Origin of the sequence: Rhodococcus sp. NPDC057297 (assembly GCF_042667435.1) — a bacterium.
Lineage (GTDB): Bacteria > Actinomycetota > Actinomycetes > Mycobacteriales > Mycobacteriaceae > Rhodococcoides.
Map to the genome: position 1 here is coordinate 36,682 of NZ_JBHUZE010000003.1, position 14,219 is coordinate 50,900.

At 64.2% G+C, this 14,219-nt stretch carries 13 protein-coding genes; 6 read left to right on the top strand and 7 right to left on the bottom strand.

Annotated elements, in window-relative coordinates; all coding sequences use genetic code 11:
- Positions 1–53: 53 nt before the first annotated feature.
- The 4 genes from ACFULT_RS10105 to ACFULT_RS10120 all read right to left on the bottom strand — a co-directional run bounded on the left by ACFULT_RS10105 (position 54) and on the right by ACFULT_RS10120 (position 4,326).
- Positions 54–2,039, bottom strand: coding sequence for a hypothetical protein (locus ACFULT_RS10105; RefSeq protein ID WP_037107944.1), 1,986 nt, complete (start codon positions 2,037–2,039; stop codon positions 54–56).
- 41 nt (positions 2,040–2,080) lie between these two features.
- The gene (locus tag ACFULT_RS10110; protein ID WP_020111081.1) at positions 2,081–3,322 is read right to left on the bottom strand and encodes an acetyl-CoA carboxylase biotin carboxylase subunit family protein; all 1,242 of its coding nucleotides are present in this window, start codon (positions 3,320–3,322) and stop codon (positions 2,081–2,083) included.
- Between the two features lie 154 nt (positions 3,323–3,476).
- A complete protein-coding gene (locus ACFULT_RS10115) occupies positions 3,477–3,818 on the bottom strand; it encodes a DUF1801 domain-containing protein (RefSeq protein WP_037107947.1) in 342 nt (113 codons plus the stop codon).
- Positions 3,819–3,828: 10 nt separating this feature from the next.
- Positions 3,829–4,326, bottom strand: coding sequence for a hypothetical protein (locus ACFULT_RS10120; protein ID WP_037107950.1), 498 nt, complete (start codon positions 4,324–4,326; stop codon positions 3,829–3,831).
- Positions 4,327–4,405: 79 nt separating this feature from the next.
- Between ACFULT_RS10120 and ACFULT_RS10125 the strand changes: the two genes are divergently transcribed.
- The 5 genes from ACFULT_RS10125 (at position 4,406) to ACFULT_RS10145 (ending at position 10,020) form a co-directional block, all read left to right on the top strand.
- Positions 4,406–5,833 carry a diguanylate cyclase domain-containing protein gene (locus ACFULT_RS10125; protein ID WP_378481390.1) on the top strand — a complete coding sequence of 476 codons (1,428 nt, stop codon included), beginning with the start codon at positions 4,406–4,408 and terminating at the stop codon, positions 5,831–5,833.
- 73 nt (positions 5,834–5,906) lie between these two features.
- Positions 5,907–7,121, top strand: coding sequence for an acyl-CoA dehydrogenase family protein (locus tag ACFULT_RS10130; protein WP_378481391.1), 1,215 nt, complete (start codon positions 5,907–5,909; stop codon positions 7,119–7,121).
- Positions 7,118–8,140, top strand: a complete 1,023-nt coding sequence (locus ACFULT_RS10135) for a phosphotransferase family protein (RefSeq protein WP_378481392.1) — start codon at positions 7,118–7,120, stop codon at positions 8,138–8,140. The genes ACFULT_RS10130 and ACFULT_RS10135 overlap by 4 nt, the downstream gene beginning before the upstream one ends.
- Entirely contained in the window at positions 8,137–8,868 is a 732-nt protein-coding gene (locus tag ACFULT_RS10140; protein ID WP_037107957.1) for an SDR family oxidoreductase, read from the top strand. The genes ACFULT_RS10135 and ACFULT_RS10140 overlap by 4 nt, the downstream gene beginning before the upstream one ends.
- A gap of 177 nt (positions 8,869–9,045) precedes the next feature.
- Positions 9,046–10,020, top strand: coding sequence for an alpha/beta hydrolase (locus tag ACFULT_RS10145; protein ID WP_378481393.1), 975 nt, complete (start codon positions 9,046–9,048; stop codon positions 10,018–10,020).
- Positions 10,021–10,188: 168 nt separating this feature from the next.
- On the opposite strand, the gene ACFULT_RS10150 is transcribed toward ACFULT_RS10145, so the two are convergent.
- From ACFULT_RS10150 to pnuC, 3 genes are read right to left on the bottom strand one after another with little or no spacing between them, the layout of a single operon-like run.
- Positions 10,189–10,842: an NUDIX domain-containing protein gene (locus tag ACFULT_RS10150; RefSeq protein ID WP_378481394.1), complete on the bottom strand. Its 654-nt coding sequence runs from the start codon at positions 10,840–10,842 to the stop codon at positions 10,189–10,191.
- Positions 10,843–10,874: 32 nt separating this feature from the next.
- Positions 10,875–11,981, bottom strand: coding sequence for an AAA family ATPase (locus ACFULT_RS10155; RefSeq protein WP_378481395.1), 1,107 nt, complete (start codon positions 11,979–11,981; stop codon positions 10,875–10,877).
- Position 11,982: 1 nt separating this feature from the next.
- Positions 11,983–12,612, bottom strand: coding sequence for a nicotinamide riboside transporter PnuC (gene pnuC / locus ACFULT_RS10160; RefSeq protein ID WP_037107964.1), 630 nt, complete (start codon positions 12,610–12,612; stop codon positions 11,983–11,985).
- 168 nt (positions 12,613–12,780) lie between these two features.
- Here pnuC and ACFULT_RS10165 point away from each other — a divergent pair, with 168 nt between their 5' ends.
- Positions 12,781–14,136 (top strand): MFS transporter, encoded by a 1,356-nt coding sequence (locus ACFULT_RS10165; RefSeq protein ID WP_378481396.1) that lies wholly within the window; start codon positions 12,781–12,783, stop codon positions 14,134–14,136.
- Positions 14,137–14,219 lie beyond the last annotated feature (83 nt).

Below are 14,219 nucleotides of genomic sequence, written 5' to 3' on the forward strand. Positions count from 1 at the left end.
GCTGCCACACGCACTATGACGCGAACTGCGGTGGCAACCCGGCAGAACCGGTGCTAACTCTCCGACTCCGGCATCCGATCCGCACCCCAGCTGCGTTCGATGTAGCCGATGGTGTCCTGCACTGCCGATGCAGGCACCTTGTCCGGCTCACCGTTCTCCAGCGGATCGGTGTGGAAGATGTACAGCCGAGATGCGAACTGCTCGAACGGAAGTGAGCCTTCGCCCGCTCTCTCCCCGTTACCGGCCGTGCCGACGACGACGCCGTCGCCCCAGTCCTGACCGCTGTCGTTGTTCGGGTTGAAGAAGTAGACCCGCATGACAGCATCCGGGTCGGGGGCGACGCGCAGGATCGTGATGGCGTGCCATCCGATGTACCGCGCGGCGCTGTCGGTGACGGCGACACCCGCCGGCTGGGGGTGCACCAGCGGTTGGCCGCCGTTGTATTCCAGGTGGTACGACGCGTAGAACTGCCGAACGAAGTCGTCCAGATCGATCAGGTTGCCCGTTGCGACGTCGACGTCGATGTTGAATCCGCGCGCCGACCACCATCCGTGGAACTCCGGGTTGACCCACTTGTGCGGATCCCCGGGGCGGTCGGCGCACCGACGAATCATCTCTGCGTAGATGCGATCCAGATGCGGAACCAGGAGCTGCGACACTGGATCGAGGTCGACGGGTGATGCCGTGGCAACACCTCCCGAGCTGTCCTTCGACGAGAGCGATTGGCCCTCGAAGTGCATGACGATCTCGTCGTCGCGGGCCGCCCACACGACCATCTGCAGCAGGTAGTCGGGATCGTTGTACGCCCACATCGACAGTGCGCGCGCCGATTGGCACGTGGGATTGTCGCCCTGCCCGACGCCCAGAGGCTGCCCGAGCATCGAGAGCAGCCCGCCGAGCAGTCTCGACTCCGGATCCGGTGTGGGGCCGAACACGTCGACGAGCCGCTGACGTACGCCTGGTTCCAGTCGAAGCGCCAACTGCCGCCACAGTGACGGCACGATCGGGGGTTGGTGCAGGATGCCGCGGTCGAGCAACAGCGCGATTCCGTAGAGGCATTGCGCCGACTCGGGGTGCACGGCTTCGTTGATCAAGCAGTGCACCAGTTCCGGGTATCGCTGAAGGCAGGTACGTCCGGTTTCGGAGACTCCGAGTGCCTCGCCGAGCAGATATGTGTTGTGCTCGATCAGGAATCGAACCAGCGTCGCGTGGTACGGCGAGACCAGACCGGTGTCGTGCATGGCGCGGGCGAACCCACGAGCCTCGAACTCGAGACCTTCGGCGTCCATGGCGTCGAGGCGGGCGCGATACACGTCGACGCCCGGATCCTCTCGGCACGCTTCAGTCGGACCGAACAACGCCGAGATCAGTCGATCGAGACCCTGGCCCGACGCACCGAGATCCACCTCGGGGTCCTCCCGGTACACCGCGATGCGTGTGACCATGGCTTTGATGTGGTCGACCTGAATGGGTCGCTGCCGCAGTACCCGCCAGATCTCGTCGCCCAATTTGTCGAGGACGCTGTCGTAGCCGATCTGATCGGCGACGTAGCCGAACAGATCACGGATGAGGTGCGCGATGCGGCCGAGTTTCACGCGCTCGGCCTCCGACGGTGCGGAAAACAGCACTTCGAGGTTCATCGCCAACACTTGCGACAGATAGTGTTTCGCGTCCTCGGCACTGACCGCCGGGTGTGTGTACTCGCCTGCTGCAATTGCGACCAGCCGAAGCTCGCTCGTTGCCTCGAGGACGACGGTATCGATCACACCGCTGCGCAGCGACGGTCCGACGAAACCGGGCACCAGGATGTCCGGATGCGCCCAGTCGGTGCCCGCGAACAGCCCCGCCTCGTCCAGCGCTGCGGCACGTTCACGGACTGCTGCGCATCCACCGCGTTGCAACAGAACTCGATGCAGCGCGTCGAGGACACGTTTGACCTTGGTGTTCTTGGAGAATTCAGGTGCCGCCGCCAATGCTTCGGTGGCGTGGTCGAGTTGCGCGACTCGACTGACCAGCGCCTGGTCGACAGGTGGGTCCAATGTCTGTGACGGACCGGTCGAGAAGTCCCCGAAGTCTTGCCTCACACGTAGAAGTCCAGTTCTTCCTGATGCTTCAGCAGGTCACGCATGCGGTACGGGTCGTCGCCGAAGAAGTACAGCAGACCCCAGTGCGTTCCGAAAGCTGTTCGCTTGGTGACGGTTTCCTCGACTGGTGCCGAGAGGTCGTTGGTTTCGTAATAGTCGTGCTCGGCGGTCTCGGCCGGAATCTCGAGGTGGCTGACGACGCGTCGGCGTGGGTACACGCCGAAGCAGCCGGCGATGCCGGTGGCGTCCTCGACCTCGGTCGGGAAGAACGCGTCGATCTCTTCCTCTGTGGTCTTGGGGTCGAACGCCAGCGCAAGCCCTTGGTAGGCGTTGAAGCCGTAGGCGCGCTCGAGGAGCTCGAACACCTTGAAACCTGGTGGCCGGTATGCCACTTCACCGAAGTACATCTCTCCGTCGCTGGTGACGAAGTATTCCGGGTGCACGAATCCGAACTCGATGTCGAAGGTCTTGATGAGCTTCTCGATCTGCGCGGTGATCTGCGGCCGGTACTTCTCGAGCTCCGGAGTTGCGGGCACGAACACCGAGTATCCGAGCGTCACGTACTCGGAGATGTTGAGGAACTTGATCTTTCCGTTGTGGATCCACGCTTCGACAGCGAATTCCCAACCGTCCAAATGCGACTCCATCAGCACCGGGAACTCGTCGTCGGGGATGGAGTCGACCTCGTCGGGAGTGCGGATGACGCGGTGCCCCAGGCATCCGGCCTTGTCGAAGGCCTTGAGGTGAATGGGATCGTTGGGGTCGCCGTCGAGCTTGAGGAGTGTCTGGTTGACGCGGCGGAGGAATCGAACAACGTCTTCCCGGTCGTGCGCTTCCTCGAAGATGCCGACGCGGATGCCGCCGAGCTGCGCGCGACGCTTCATCAGCGCCTTGTCTCGCAGCAACATCGCCTGACCGAACAACCGTGGGTTACCGAGCAGAACGGAGTTGATGGCACCCGCCCACTCGACAGTTTCCTCGTACAGCGGGATCGCGACGTCGACACCACGATCCTGCAATGCCTCGGCGATCTCGAGCGAACGGTCGTTGATGCGTTCGAAGTTCCAGGAGATGTACGGAATGTCGTGTTCGGTGCAGTACTGCTCGGCCCATTCGGGCGCCACGACCACGTACCGACGGTCGAATGCATCGAGGGCCTCCACCGCGGCGAGACTCCAGCCCAGTAGTGCGACGTAGCCCTTCTCCGGATTCTTCTCCAGTCGTGTGGGCTGCGGCATACATGGTCCTTTCCGTCGGAAACGTGTCGTCAGGTCGTCCCGTCCACCGTACATAGGGCAGTGCGCAGGGCAAATCGCGCACGTACGTCACCGTCGCGACGTGCGGTGGTCCGCGACGTGCGGTGGTCCGTGACGTGCGGTGGTCACCGTGGGCCTAGTGCTGGTTGACGTCCACGGCGCTGCGGATCAGGTCCGAGAAGCCTTTCTCGTCGACGACGTCTCTGGAGTGGATGTCGATCGCGCGGCGCGTTCCGGCATCGAGGCTGGCGTTGAAGATTCCGGACGGGTCGGTCACCGACGCGCCCTTCGCGAAGGTCACCTTGACCTTGTCCTTGTAGGTCTCGACCGTGCACAGAAGACCGTCGAGACTGAACGTAGGCACGCCGTCGGGATTGGACGGCTTGCGCCACTTCACTTCCTCGGTGGCACCTGGAGCAGCAGTGAGAATCAGTCCACGGATGGTGTCCACGGTGTCGTTCCGCCAGTCTGCGCTCATAGGCGAAAGACTACTGGCGCTGGCGCCATAATCGCAGGGCCACGAACGCATTCGCAACGAGAACCGCGATGTACGGCGCCACGAACAACGGCGTGCCCGACGGCGTCAGCGCCGAGACCCAGCCGGCCGGGTCGCCGTCGACGACGGGACGGAACAAGTCGGTGATCTCGGCGGTGACGAGAACGGTCATGCAAAGGATCGCCAGCACGTTGCCGAACGTCGACACGGCCCGGCCTGCCCGGAAGTCGGCGATCATCACGAGCGCCGCGACGCAGGCGACGATCATGATGGGAGCGAACACGGTAAGGCCGAACACCGCATACAGATTCCAGTCGCCGAGTGCGCCGGGAAGAAGGTCCTGATGGTCTATCAGTGCCATGATCGGCATCGTCAGAACCAGAACGAGTAGCGGCGCAACTCCGACGGTCAGTACCCACTCGATGTCCCGAGGGCCGCGAGCGCGATGCCCGATGACTGTCGGTTGGGGGTATTTGTCCGCTTCGTGCACGGACCTACAGTGCCATACGGGCGGGTGTGATCGAAACGGTTCATCGCAGGCCAGGCGCATAATCTGCAAGAATCGAACAATGGTCGACGACGTGGCGCTACGACGGGATTCGCTCGTGCGAATCCTCGAGGTCGTGCGCGGGCTCGGCGTCGGAGAGGGGCTCGACGTCACCCTCGATCGCATAGCCGCCGCTGTCGTCGACGTATTGGGTTTCGGGGCTGTTGTCGTCAACGTCAAGGTTCCGGGTGGGGGCCTCGTCGTCTCGTCGGCAACCGGCCCTCCGGAAGTCCGCGACATGGTCGGCGAGACGATGACGCACGAGGTGTGGTTGGGGCTGCTGGAGGCCTGCGAGCGGTGGGGTGAACTGCGGTTCCACGAGAACTTGGCGGACGTCGATGCCCTCGGAGGCGTGTCCTATCGTGACCCGCATCGGACGCACTACCTCGCCGCATCACCGGATGGTGAGCGGAGGATCTGGCGGCCGGAGTACGCGCTTCTGGCGCCGATGTGGGCCGGGGAGAACACGCTGCTGGGTGTTCTGAGCGTCGATCTCCCGATCTCCGGTCTCGTGCCGGACGCTCAACAGTGCGCGATGCTCGAACTGTTCGCAGGCCAGGCAGGTGCAGCCATCGCCGAAGCCGCCAGGATCGGCGATGCCGAAGATCAGCAACTGCAGTACCGAGCCGTGTTCCTCGATTCGCCGATTCCGACGGCGATGCTCGGTCTCGACTCCGCCGTGGTCGAGGTCAACAGGGCTTTCGAGGAGCTCACCGGCCGGAACGACGACGAGCTGCGCGGCCTCGATCTGACTGCGGTTTTCGGTGTCGAGACCCGACATGCCGGCGTCGAAGACCGACGAGTCGTGCGCATCGACGGCGAGGAGAGATGGGCGCACGTTCGGCTGCAACGCATCGAAAGCGCCTACGGCACAAGGTTCGTCTGCACGGCCGAGGATCGTAGTACCTCGCATCTCGCTCTCGATCACCTGCGTCTGCGCGCGGAGCGCGACGACCTCACCGGCCTCGGGGTCAGAAGCCTCGCGATGACCGAACTCGCCGAGCGGCTCGGCCATCAGGTCGACGACGACCTCGTGGCCTTTCTGTTCTGCGATCTCGACGGCTTCAAAGCCGTCAACGACGGGCACGGCCATCTCGTCGGCGACCGGGTTCTGGTGGAGATCGCGGAGTGCCTCCGCGAATGCGTGGAGGACGGTGACCTCGTGTGCAGGCTCGGCGGCGACGAATTCGGCATCGTCGCGACCAGGAAAACGGTGGACGACATCGAAGATCTCGCGGCCCGCTGCGTCGGAAAGCAGAGTTCCGTCCACGGACGGATGTCCGTCGGAGTGTGCATCGCGCACGCGGGAAGCGGTAGCACGGCCGAGGCAGTGGTCGAGTCCGCGGATGCGATGCTCTACCGCACCAAGAGCGACGGGGGCGGCAACTGGCGAAGCACAGTTCTTCGTCCCGTTGCCGATGGGATGAGTCGACGGCGTGTTCTTGACTAGCCTCGCGGGGTTGTGTCAACCTGAAACCTGACCGAGCGATCGCTCGGTCGGCCCGAATTCGAGGAGCGCGCCGGTGTCGATCGATCTGACGTATTCACCCCAGGTCCAGGCCGTCATCGACAAGACGCGGACGTTCGTACGGGAGACCGTGTTGCCGATCGAGGACAAGTTCCTCGGAAACATCGCCGATGCAGGCGGAGACGAGCTGCGGAATTCCCTGCAGCAGGCAGCCAAGGAGGCAGGCGTCTTCGCCCCGCACGCCCCCGTCGAGTACGGCGGCCTCGGGCTGAACATGAGCGATCGTGCGCCCGTGTTCGAAGAGGGGGGATACTCGCTGTTCGGTCCCATCGCACTGAACATCGGAGCCCCCGACGAAGGCAACGTGCACATGCTTGCCCACATCGCATCGCAGGCGCAGAAGGAGCAGTTTCTCGCGCCGCTGGCATCCGGTGATGTTCGATCCGCGTTCGCGATGACCGAGCCGGCTCCTGGTGCAGGCTCCGACCCGTCCGCACTGACCACGGCCGCAGTCAAGGTCGACGGCGGATGGAAGGTCGACGGGCAGAAGTACTTCATCACGGGCGCGGACGGCGCCGGGTTCTTCATCATCATGGCCAGGACTGCAGGCAAGCCGGGGGACCGCGGCGGTGCGACGATGTTCCTCGCGCCGGCCGACACTCCCGGCATCAAGGTCGGCAGGCACATCGGGACCCTGGACAAAGCGATGATCGGCGGACACTGCGAGGTGTTCTTCGACAGCGTCTTCGTACCCGACGAGAACGTGCTCGGTGCCGTCGACGAAGGCTTCTCCTACGCGCAGGTCCGCCTGGGACCGGCGCGCATGACCCACGTGATGCGATGGCTCGGCGCTGCCCGTCGCGGACACGACATCGCCGTCGATCACGTGGCGCGTCGCGAAGGATTCGGCTCCGCGCTCGGCGATCTCGGCATGGTGCAGAAGATGGTCGCGGACAACGAAATCGATATCGCCGCGACGCGTGCCCTTCTTGTTCGGGCATGCTTCGCCCTCGACCAGGGATCGCACGCCGGGAACGAGACATCGATCGCCAAAACCTATGCGGCCGAGGCCATCTTCCGAATCGTGGACCGCAGCATTCAGATGTGTGGTGGGCTCGGAGTGTCCGACGACCTGCCGTTGGCCCGCTTGTCCAGGGAAGTCCGGCCCTTCCGCGTCTACGACGGTCCGTCCGAGGTGCACCGGTGGGCAATTGCCAAGCGAGTTGTCGGCGCGGCCAAGAAGGCAGCACGTCAGGCCGCCGAGAAATGACCGAACTGCCAGGCATGAACACCCCGGCCCTCGCCGCCTTCCTCGGTGAGAACGGGGTGGCCCTCGACGGTGAACTGCGCGTCGAACTGATCAGCGGGGGCAGATCGAACCTGACGTACAAGGCATTCGACGACACGAGCGCCTGGGTCGTGCGCCGGCCCCCGACGAGCGGTCTCACCCCGTCGGCACACGACATGGCCCGCGAGTGGGCTGTGACCAGCGCGCTGCAATCCACCGATGTACCCGTCGCGAGGACGGTGGCATTCGACCGGGACGGCGACGTATTGGGGGCTCCGGCAACCGTTGTCGAGTTCGATCCAGGTACGGTCATCCGAACCCGCGAGGATCTGGACAGTCTCTCCGACGAGGACGTCGCGGCCAATACGTCCGAGCTGATTCGAGTACTCGCCCGCCTGCACCAGGTGAACTACGACGCAGTGGGTCTCGGATCGTTCGGCAAGCCGGCAGGATTCGTCGGGCGTCAGGTCAAGACGTGGGCACGCCAGTGGGAAACCGTCAAAACGCGTGAACTCCCGGATGTGGAGAAACTGCGGGACAAACTGGAAGCGGCGGTGCCGCCGTCGTCCGAGGCGTCCATCGTGCACGGCGACTACCGCATCGACAATGTCATCCTCCAGCGAGAGAATCCAGGTTCCATTGCTGCAGTGGTGGACTGGGAGTTGTCCACCCTCGGTGACCCACTCACCGACATCGCCCTGATGTGTGTGTACCGGCAACCCGTGTTCGACGCGGTACTCGGTACGTCCGCGGCCTGGACCAGTGATCGATACCCGTCCGCGGACGAGCTCGCCCAGATGTACAGCCGGGAAACAGGTTCCGAGCTGCCCGAGTGGAACTTCTATCTGGCCCTCGCGAACTTCAAGCTGGGGGTCATCGGCGAAGGCATCACGCACCGAGCGTTGTCCGGCTCCGACTCCGGACCCGGGGCTTCATCCGCAGCAGAAGCTACACAGGAATTCATGGCGTCGGGACTCCGCGCGATCGAGGGGAAGAAATGAAAACTGCTCTGGTGACGGGTGGCTCGCGTGGAATCGGACTCGGAATCGCCACACGTCTGGCGCGTTCGGGCTACTCGCTCACGATCACGGCGCGCGACGGCGCGGTGCTCGAGAAGGTCGCCGAGGACCTCGTCCAGGCAGGTGCTCCCCGCGTGGTGACCGTGGCCGCCGACCTCGCCGATCGCGAGGCCGCCGACCGAATCGCCGACGCGCACGCCGAGGCGTACGGATCCATGAACGCATTGGTCCTCAATGCAGGCGTCGGGACGGCAGGACGTATCGAGGACTACCCCATGCGCCGCTTCGACAAGACCCTCGACGTCAATCTGAGGTCACCGTTCCATCTACTGCAGAACTCCATCCCACTGATGCGCGTCGCAGTCCAAGCAAACCCGGACAGCGGAGCCAAGGTGATCGCGCTCGCGTCCATGGCGGGCGTGTACTCCGAAGCAGGTCTGGCCGTCTACGGAGCCACCAAGGCCGCCATGCTGTCACTCGTCGAAACCCTGAACGCCGAGGAAAGCGCCAACGGCATCAGCGGAACCTCCATTGCACCCGGATACGTGGACACCGACATGAGCGACTGGACCAAGGACAAGATCCCCGGCGACTCCATGATCCGAGTCGACGACATCGTCGAACTCGCAACGAGCGTCCTGTCGCTCTCTTCCCGCGCAGTCGTACCTCGCCTGGTGGTCACCCGCGCCGGGGCCGGGTTGGGAGCGTAGCCGAGCCCCGACCGAGCGGGCACCCGATAACAATCGAATGGATTGGTACGCCCGCTTTCGATTGAAGACTCGCCGGTTTGTCGCTCGGTCTGTGTACGAAGTTGCCCCACAATTGTTTTCGTATGCAAAACTGCCGGTGGACACGGTCGTCTGGGCCGTCTCGAGCACGGGGGTTTCATGGTTCACGCATGGCGTTTCGTTGTGTTCTGCGCGGTCCTTCTGGTCGGCTGGGTCGGTATCCCCGCCCTCGCCACTGCGGAACCGTCGGCCCCGAGGATCGACAGCCGAGTCGACGTCAGCACCACCCTCACCCAGCTCGCGGTGTACTCGCCGAGCATGGATCGGATCATCGACGTCCAGGTGCTGACCCCGGAGACCGAGAGCGGACCTCGTCCGTCGCTGTACATGCTCAGCGGGATCGGTGAGGAGGATCCGACCAACAGCATGTGGCTGCGCAAAGGTGGGGCAGCCGAGTTCTTCCGCGACAAGAACGTCAACGTCGTACTCCCACTCGCCGGGCCGGGAAGCTTCTACGCGGATTGGCAGCGCGACGACCCGAAGCTCGGGCGCTACAAGTGGGAGACTTTCCTGACGCAGGAGCTTCCGCCGCTGATCGATGCCGAGTTCGACGGCAACGGGCGCAACGGGATCGCCGGCTTGTCGATGGGTGCGCAGTCGGCGATGATGCTGGCGTCGCGTAATCCGAGTCTCTACTCGGCCGTCGGTGCGTACAGTGGCTGCTTCGCCTCGGCGGAACTGTTGGGTCAGGGCAGTATGCGCGGGATCGTCACGGCCTTCGGCGGCAACGCGGACAACATGTTCGGTAGTCCGCTCGACCCGGCCTGGGCGGCTCACGACGTACTGGTCAACGCCGAAGCGTTGCGCGGCAAATCGATCTACGTCTCCGTCGGAAGCGGGCTGCCGGGGCCGCACGAGAAGTTCGAGACCGCCAAGGACTGGGACGTCGTCGTGGTGGGTGGCCTCATCGAGGTGGGATCGAACTACTGCACCCACAGACTGGACGATCGGTTGCGTGAGCTCTCCATCCCCGCCACCTTCGATTTCGAGAATGTCGGCACCCACTCGTGGGCGTACTGGGTCGATCAACTGCCCAAGAGCTGGCCTACCCTCGCCGCCGGCCTCGGGTTGTGAGTTCGAGAACCGAGACCAACGTCTCGACGGCGAGGCCGGCGTTGCTCGCGCCGGTCAGCTGCTGGCTCAGATCTTCACGATCAACGCCTGGAACCGCATCGGTGTGTCCACCCACCTGGTGCCGGGTGTGACCAATCCGGGCAGCTCCGCCTGAGGGCGAGTGGCGGTTCAGCGCAGAATCGGCGGGTGGAGCGACGAGGCGGGTCCGGGGCGATAGACCTGCGCGTTGCGCCCACGCCGGCCGGTCGAGGCGACGACCCCGTCGACGGGTTCCACGAATCCGGCCGTGCCCAGGACTTTGCGGCGAAAGTTCGCCCGGTCCAACTCCGTCCCCCACACCGTCTCGTACACCGACTGCAAATCCCTTACGGTGAAGGGGTCGGAGACGAAGTTCGTGGCCAAAGTGGTGTATTCGAGCTTCGAACGCACGCGTTCGACGGCATCGGCGAGGATCTCGTCGTGGTCGAAAGCGAGAGACCGTGCATCCCCGACAGGCAACCATGCGGCAGAAGCGGCGTCCGTTCCCGCCACGGGCTCGGGCAGATCCGGTGCGAACGCGACATAGGCGACCGAGACGACGCGCATACGAGGGTCCCGATCGGGCGCACTGTAGGTCCCGAGTTGCTCGACGTAGCCCGGAAAGATGGTCAGGCCTGTCTCCTCGCTCAGTTCACGCGACGCCGCGGCGGTGGCGGATTCCTCCGGTCGCACGAAACCGCCCGGCAGTGCGAGCTTTCCGGCGAAGGGGTCCTCGCCACGTTCGACGAGAAGGGCGCACAAATCGGCGTCACGGATCGTCAGAGCAACGAGGTCGACGGTCACGGCAAACCTTGGATACTGGGTGGCGTCGTAATTCATACCACTCCCAGCGGATCGGTGAAGGTCATGCGCCTACCCAGCTCCTGTTCTGCAACTCGAACGGCCAGAGCAGTTCTCTCGGTTAGGCTTCCCGTCAGCATGACCCAGGACCGCCCACTACGCGTGAGCGCGTCGACGAACCATCCTGTCATGTCGGCTCGGATCGACTCACCGTCCCGAATGCCGTCCTGCACGAATGGTACGTCCACGTGATCGGTCAGCAGGTACAGCGCTCGGCGGCCGTCGACCTCGTTCTCGGCTCGGCGAGATTCCGGGCCGAGGTAGCGGCGCTCCCAGACTGTCGTCGCGAAGGCGTCGGTGTCGCAGATCAGAATCGGCGAACCAGCGCGGGCGGCGTCGTCTTCCATCGCGTGCTGCGTGCGTGCGATCCGCGCGAAGTCCTCACCCGTCCAGACGATGTCGTCCATCTCCGCATCCGGGGCGACCTTCCGCGCCGCCGCGAGCTTGTCGAAGGTGTCCTGTCGGCCGAACTCGTCCACGAGCCCCGTACGCGCCCACACGCCCCCGCGTCGTCGAAAGTGCTCTGCCAGAGCGACGCTGATCGTGGTGGTGCCCGTCGATTCCGCGCCGACGACGACGATGCGGGTGGCAAGACCGGCCTGCGCGGGGGCATCGAGCATGTCCCACGACGATGCCAAGTCGGATCGACAAGCGGTGCCGGATATGGGAACCGCCGATCGAGGCAGGTCGAACGGCACGTGCGTCGCATCGAACCACTGCGCGAGTTCGTCGCCGTAGGCTTCACTGCTGACGACGGCGTCGACCTCGGTGTCGGTCACGGTGCGCACCGCGGCCCTCATACAGGCCACCTGCGCAGCCCACACGGCACGGGAGGTGTGGTCGATCGGCGCATCGCACACGATCCCGGTGACGGTCACCCCGGCGTCGCCCGCCTGTGATTCGGACACGCTGTGTGATTCGGACATCCAGGCGACTCGGTGTTCCAGGGGGACCGATTCGAACGCCGAGGACATGACCACGACGGTCACTCGTCGGGCACGGGCTGCGGCGAAGCGAACAAGGGCGTGGTGGCCGGCGTGGGGCGGATAGAACTTCCCGATGACCAGCGCGTGGTTCCACATCTCAGGCCTCCACCAGTTCCGCGTCGCGCATCGATGCAGTCCACGCCAGCAGGCCGCCCACGCACAGGGCGATGAAGCCCAGGTAGAGCACGGCCGTCAGGACCAGATCCTTGTACAGGTACAGCGGCACGTAGATCACGTCGGCGGCGATCCACAGGAACCACGATTCCCGACGCTTGTTGATCTGCCCCCACGTCGCCAGCAGTGACAGCGTGGTGGTCAGTGCGTCCCAGAACGGCACAACGGATTCCGTTGCCGTGGAGAGCAGCATGGTGATGCCCGCGACGCCTGCGACGCCCGCGATGGCCAGCCATGTCCATTCCCGAACCGAGGTTGCGGTGACGATCGTCGTCTTTCGGTGTCCGCCGGACGTCCACGTGATCCAGCCCCAGACGGCAAGCGCGATGTAGACGATCTGAAGGGCCGAGTCCGCGTACAACCCGGCACCGACGAACAGGAGAACGAACGCGACGTTGTTCGCGATTCCGATCGGCCAGTTCCACACCGACTGTCGCGCGACGAGCAGGACACACAGTGCTCCCGTCGCGAATCCGATGACTTCGACCCAGGATGTCGGGGCGCCGAACGACACGAACGCGGTCGAAGCGAGCCATTCAGTGAACGCGGTCATGTGCTGTTCCTTTAGTAGTCGATGTGACTACTAAAGATAACACGGAGATCGGAAAGGGCAAACTGCACGTGCCGACGCCGCGGGAGTGGTCGATTCCTCCATAGGCTGAGCGCGCTCCAGCCCATAACGTGTCCCAGGTCACTCTCACCACCGAGAAAGCCGAGACACATGCCTGCAGACGCATCGAAACCCGAGATCGAAACGCGGGTGGTCAAGAAGGTCGCCCGACGGATCATTCCGTTCCTGGGTTTGGCCTACTTCGTCAACTACCTCGACCGAACGAACATCGGGCTCGCGAAACTCACCATGAGCGACGAGCTCGGCCTGACCGAGACGATGTTCGGGTTGGCGTCCGGACTGTTCTTCATCGGTTACCTGCTCTTCGAGGTGCCGAGCAACCTGGCGTTGCACAAGTTCGGTGCCAGGCGCTGGATTGCCCGCATCATGCTGACGTGGGGAGTGATCGCCGCGGGCATGGCCTTCGTGCCCACCGCGGGCTGGCTCTACGGTTTGCGCATTCTGCTGGGTATCGCGGAAGCCGGCTTCTTCCCCGGTGTGCTGCTCTACATGACGATGTGGTTCCCGCGTGCGTACCGCGTCCGGCTGATGGGCCTGTTCCTCCTGGCGTTGCCGGTCTCGTCGGCTTTGGGTGCGCCATTGTCCAGCGCGATCATCCAGTACTGGGACGGACTGTTCGGGCTGTCGGGTTGGCGTGTGATGTTCCTCGTCGAAGGCCTTCCCGCGGTTCTACTCGCCGTCGTCACCTGGTTCTACCTGACCGACCGGCCCTCCCAGGCCACATGGCTCGACGATGACGAAAAGGCATGGCTGACCGCTGAACTGGAGTCCGAGGACTCCGCGAAGGGTGGACACGTCAGTGGCTCGGTGACACGAGCGCTTCGCGACGTCCGCGTGTGGATGCTCGGCCTCGTGTACTTCGGCATCACCTATGGGCTGTACTCGCTCAGTTTCTTCCTGCCCAGCATCGTCGCCGGTTTCAAGCAGACGTTCGATACGGACTTCTCCCTCGTCACAACCGGACTCATCGTCGCCGTTCCGTTCGCCGTCGGTGCTGTGGCCATGGTGCTGTGGAGCCGGCATTCCGACCGAACCGGTGAACGTACCTGGCACGTCGCGATTCCGACCCTCGTCGGTGCCGTCTCCATCCCGTTCGCGCTGTACATGGACACACCGTTCACGACGATGCTTGCGGTGACGGTCAACGCCGTCGGTGTCTTCTGCGCACTGCCGGTGTTCTGGTACCTCCCGAGCACGTTCCTGACGGGTGCGGGCGCTGCCGCTGGAATCGCGATCATCAATTCGGTGGGCAACATGTCAGGTTTCGGTGCGCCCTACGTGACGGGGTGGCTGCTCGACGCCACCGGGAACGCGCGCGCAGGGCTGTGGGTAGTGGGCGCGGTGATGCTGCTGGCCGTCGCGTTGGTCCTGATTCTTCGAGGCCGTGTGGGCGCCGGGCCGGGACCGGTCGCCCCGCCGCACGAGCAGTCAGTGCGCACAAGGTAAGCACGTTTTCGTTACCCAGAATCATGCAGAGTGCTCAACTTCTAAGTGATGTATTGATCCTTCTGATGATTCTTGGTTGTGTT

Bases quoted from the DNA above. Each gene is read 5' to 3' on its own strand.
- ACFULT_RS10110 (WP_020111081.1), bottom strand. From the start codon at position 3,322: ATGCCGCAGCCCACACGACTGGAGAAGAATCCGGAGAAGGGCTACGTC.
- ACFULT_RS10115 (WP_037107947.1), bottom strand. From the start codon at position 3,818: ATGAGCGCAGACTGGCGGAACGACACCGTGGACACCATCCGTGGACTG.
- ACFULT_RS10125 (WP_378481390.1), top strand. From the start codon at position 4,406: ATGGTCGACGACGTGGCGCTACGACGGGATTCGCTCGTGCGAATCCTC.
- ACFULT_RS10135 (WP_378481392.1), top strand. From the start codon at position 7,118: ATGACCGAACTGCCAGGCATGAACACCCCGGCCCTCGCCGCCTTCCTC.
- ACFULT_RS10140 (WP_037107957.1), top strand. From the start codon at position 8,137: ATGAAAACTGCTCTGGTGACGGGTGGCTCGCGTGGAATCGGACTCGGA.
- ACFULT_RS10145 (WP_378481393.1), top strand. From the start codon at position 9,046: ATGGTTCACGCATGGCGTTTCGTTGTGTTCTGCGCGGTCCTTCTGGTC.
- ACFULT_RS10155 (WP_378481395.1), bottom strand. From the start codon at position 11,981: ATGTGGAACCACGCGCTGGTCATCGGGAAGTTCTATCCGCCCCACGCC.
- pnuC (WP_037107964.1), bottom strand. From the start codon at position 12,612: ATGACCGCGTTCACTGAATGGCTCGCTTCGACCGCGTTCGTGTCGTTC.
- ACFULT_RS10165 (WP_378481396.1), top strand. From the start codon at position 12,781: ATGCCTGCAGACGCATCGAAACCCGAGATCGAAACGCGGGTGGTCAAG.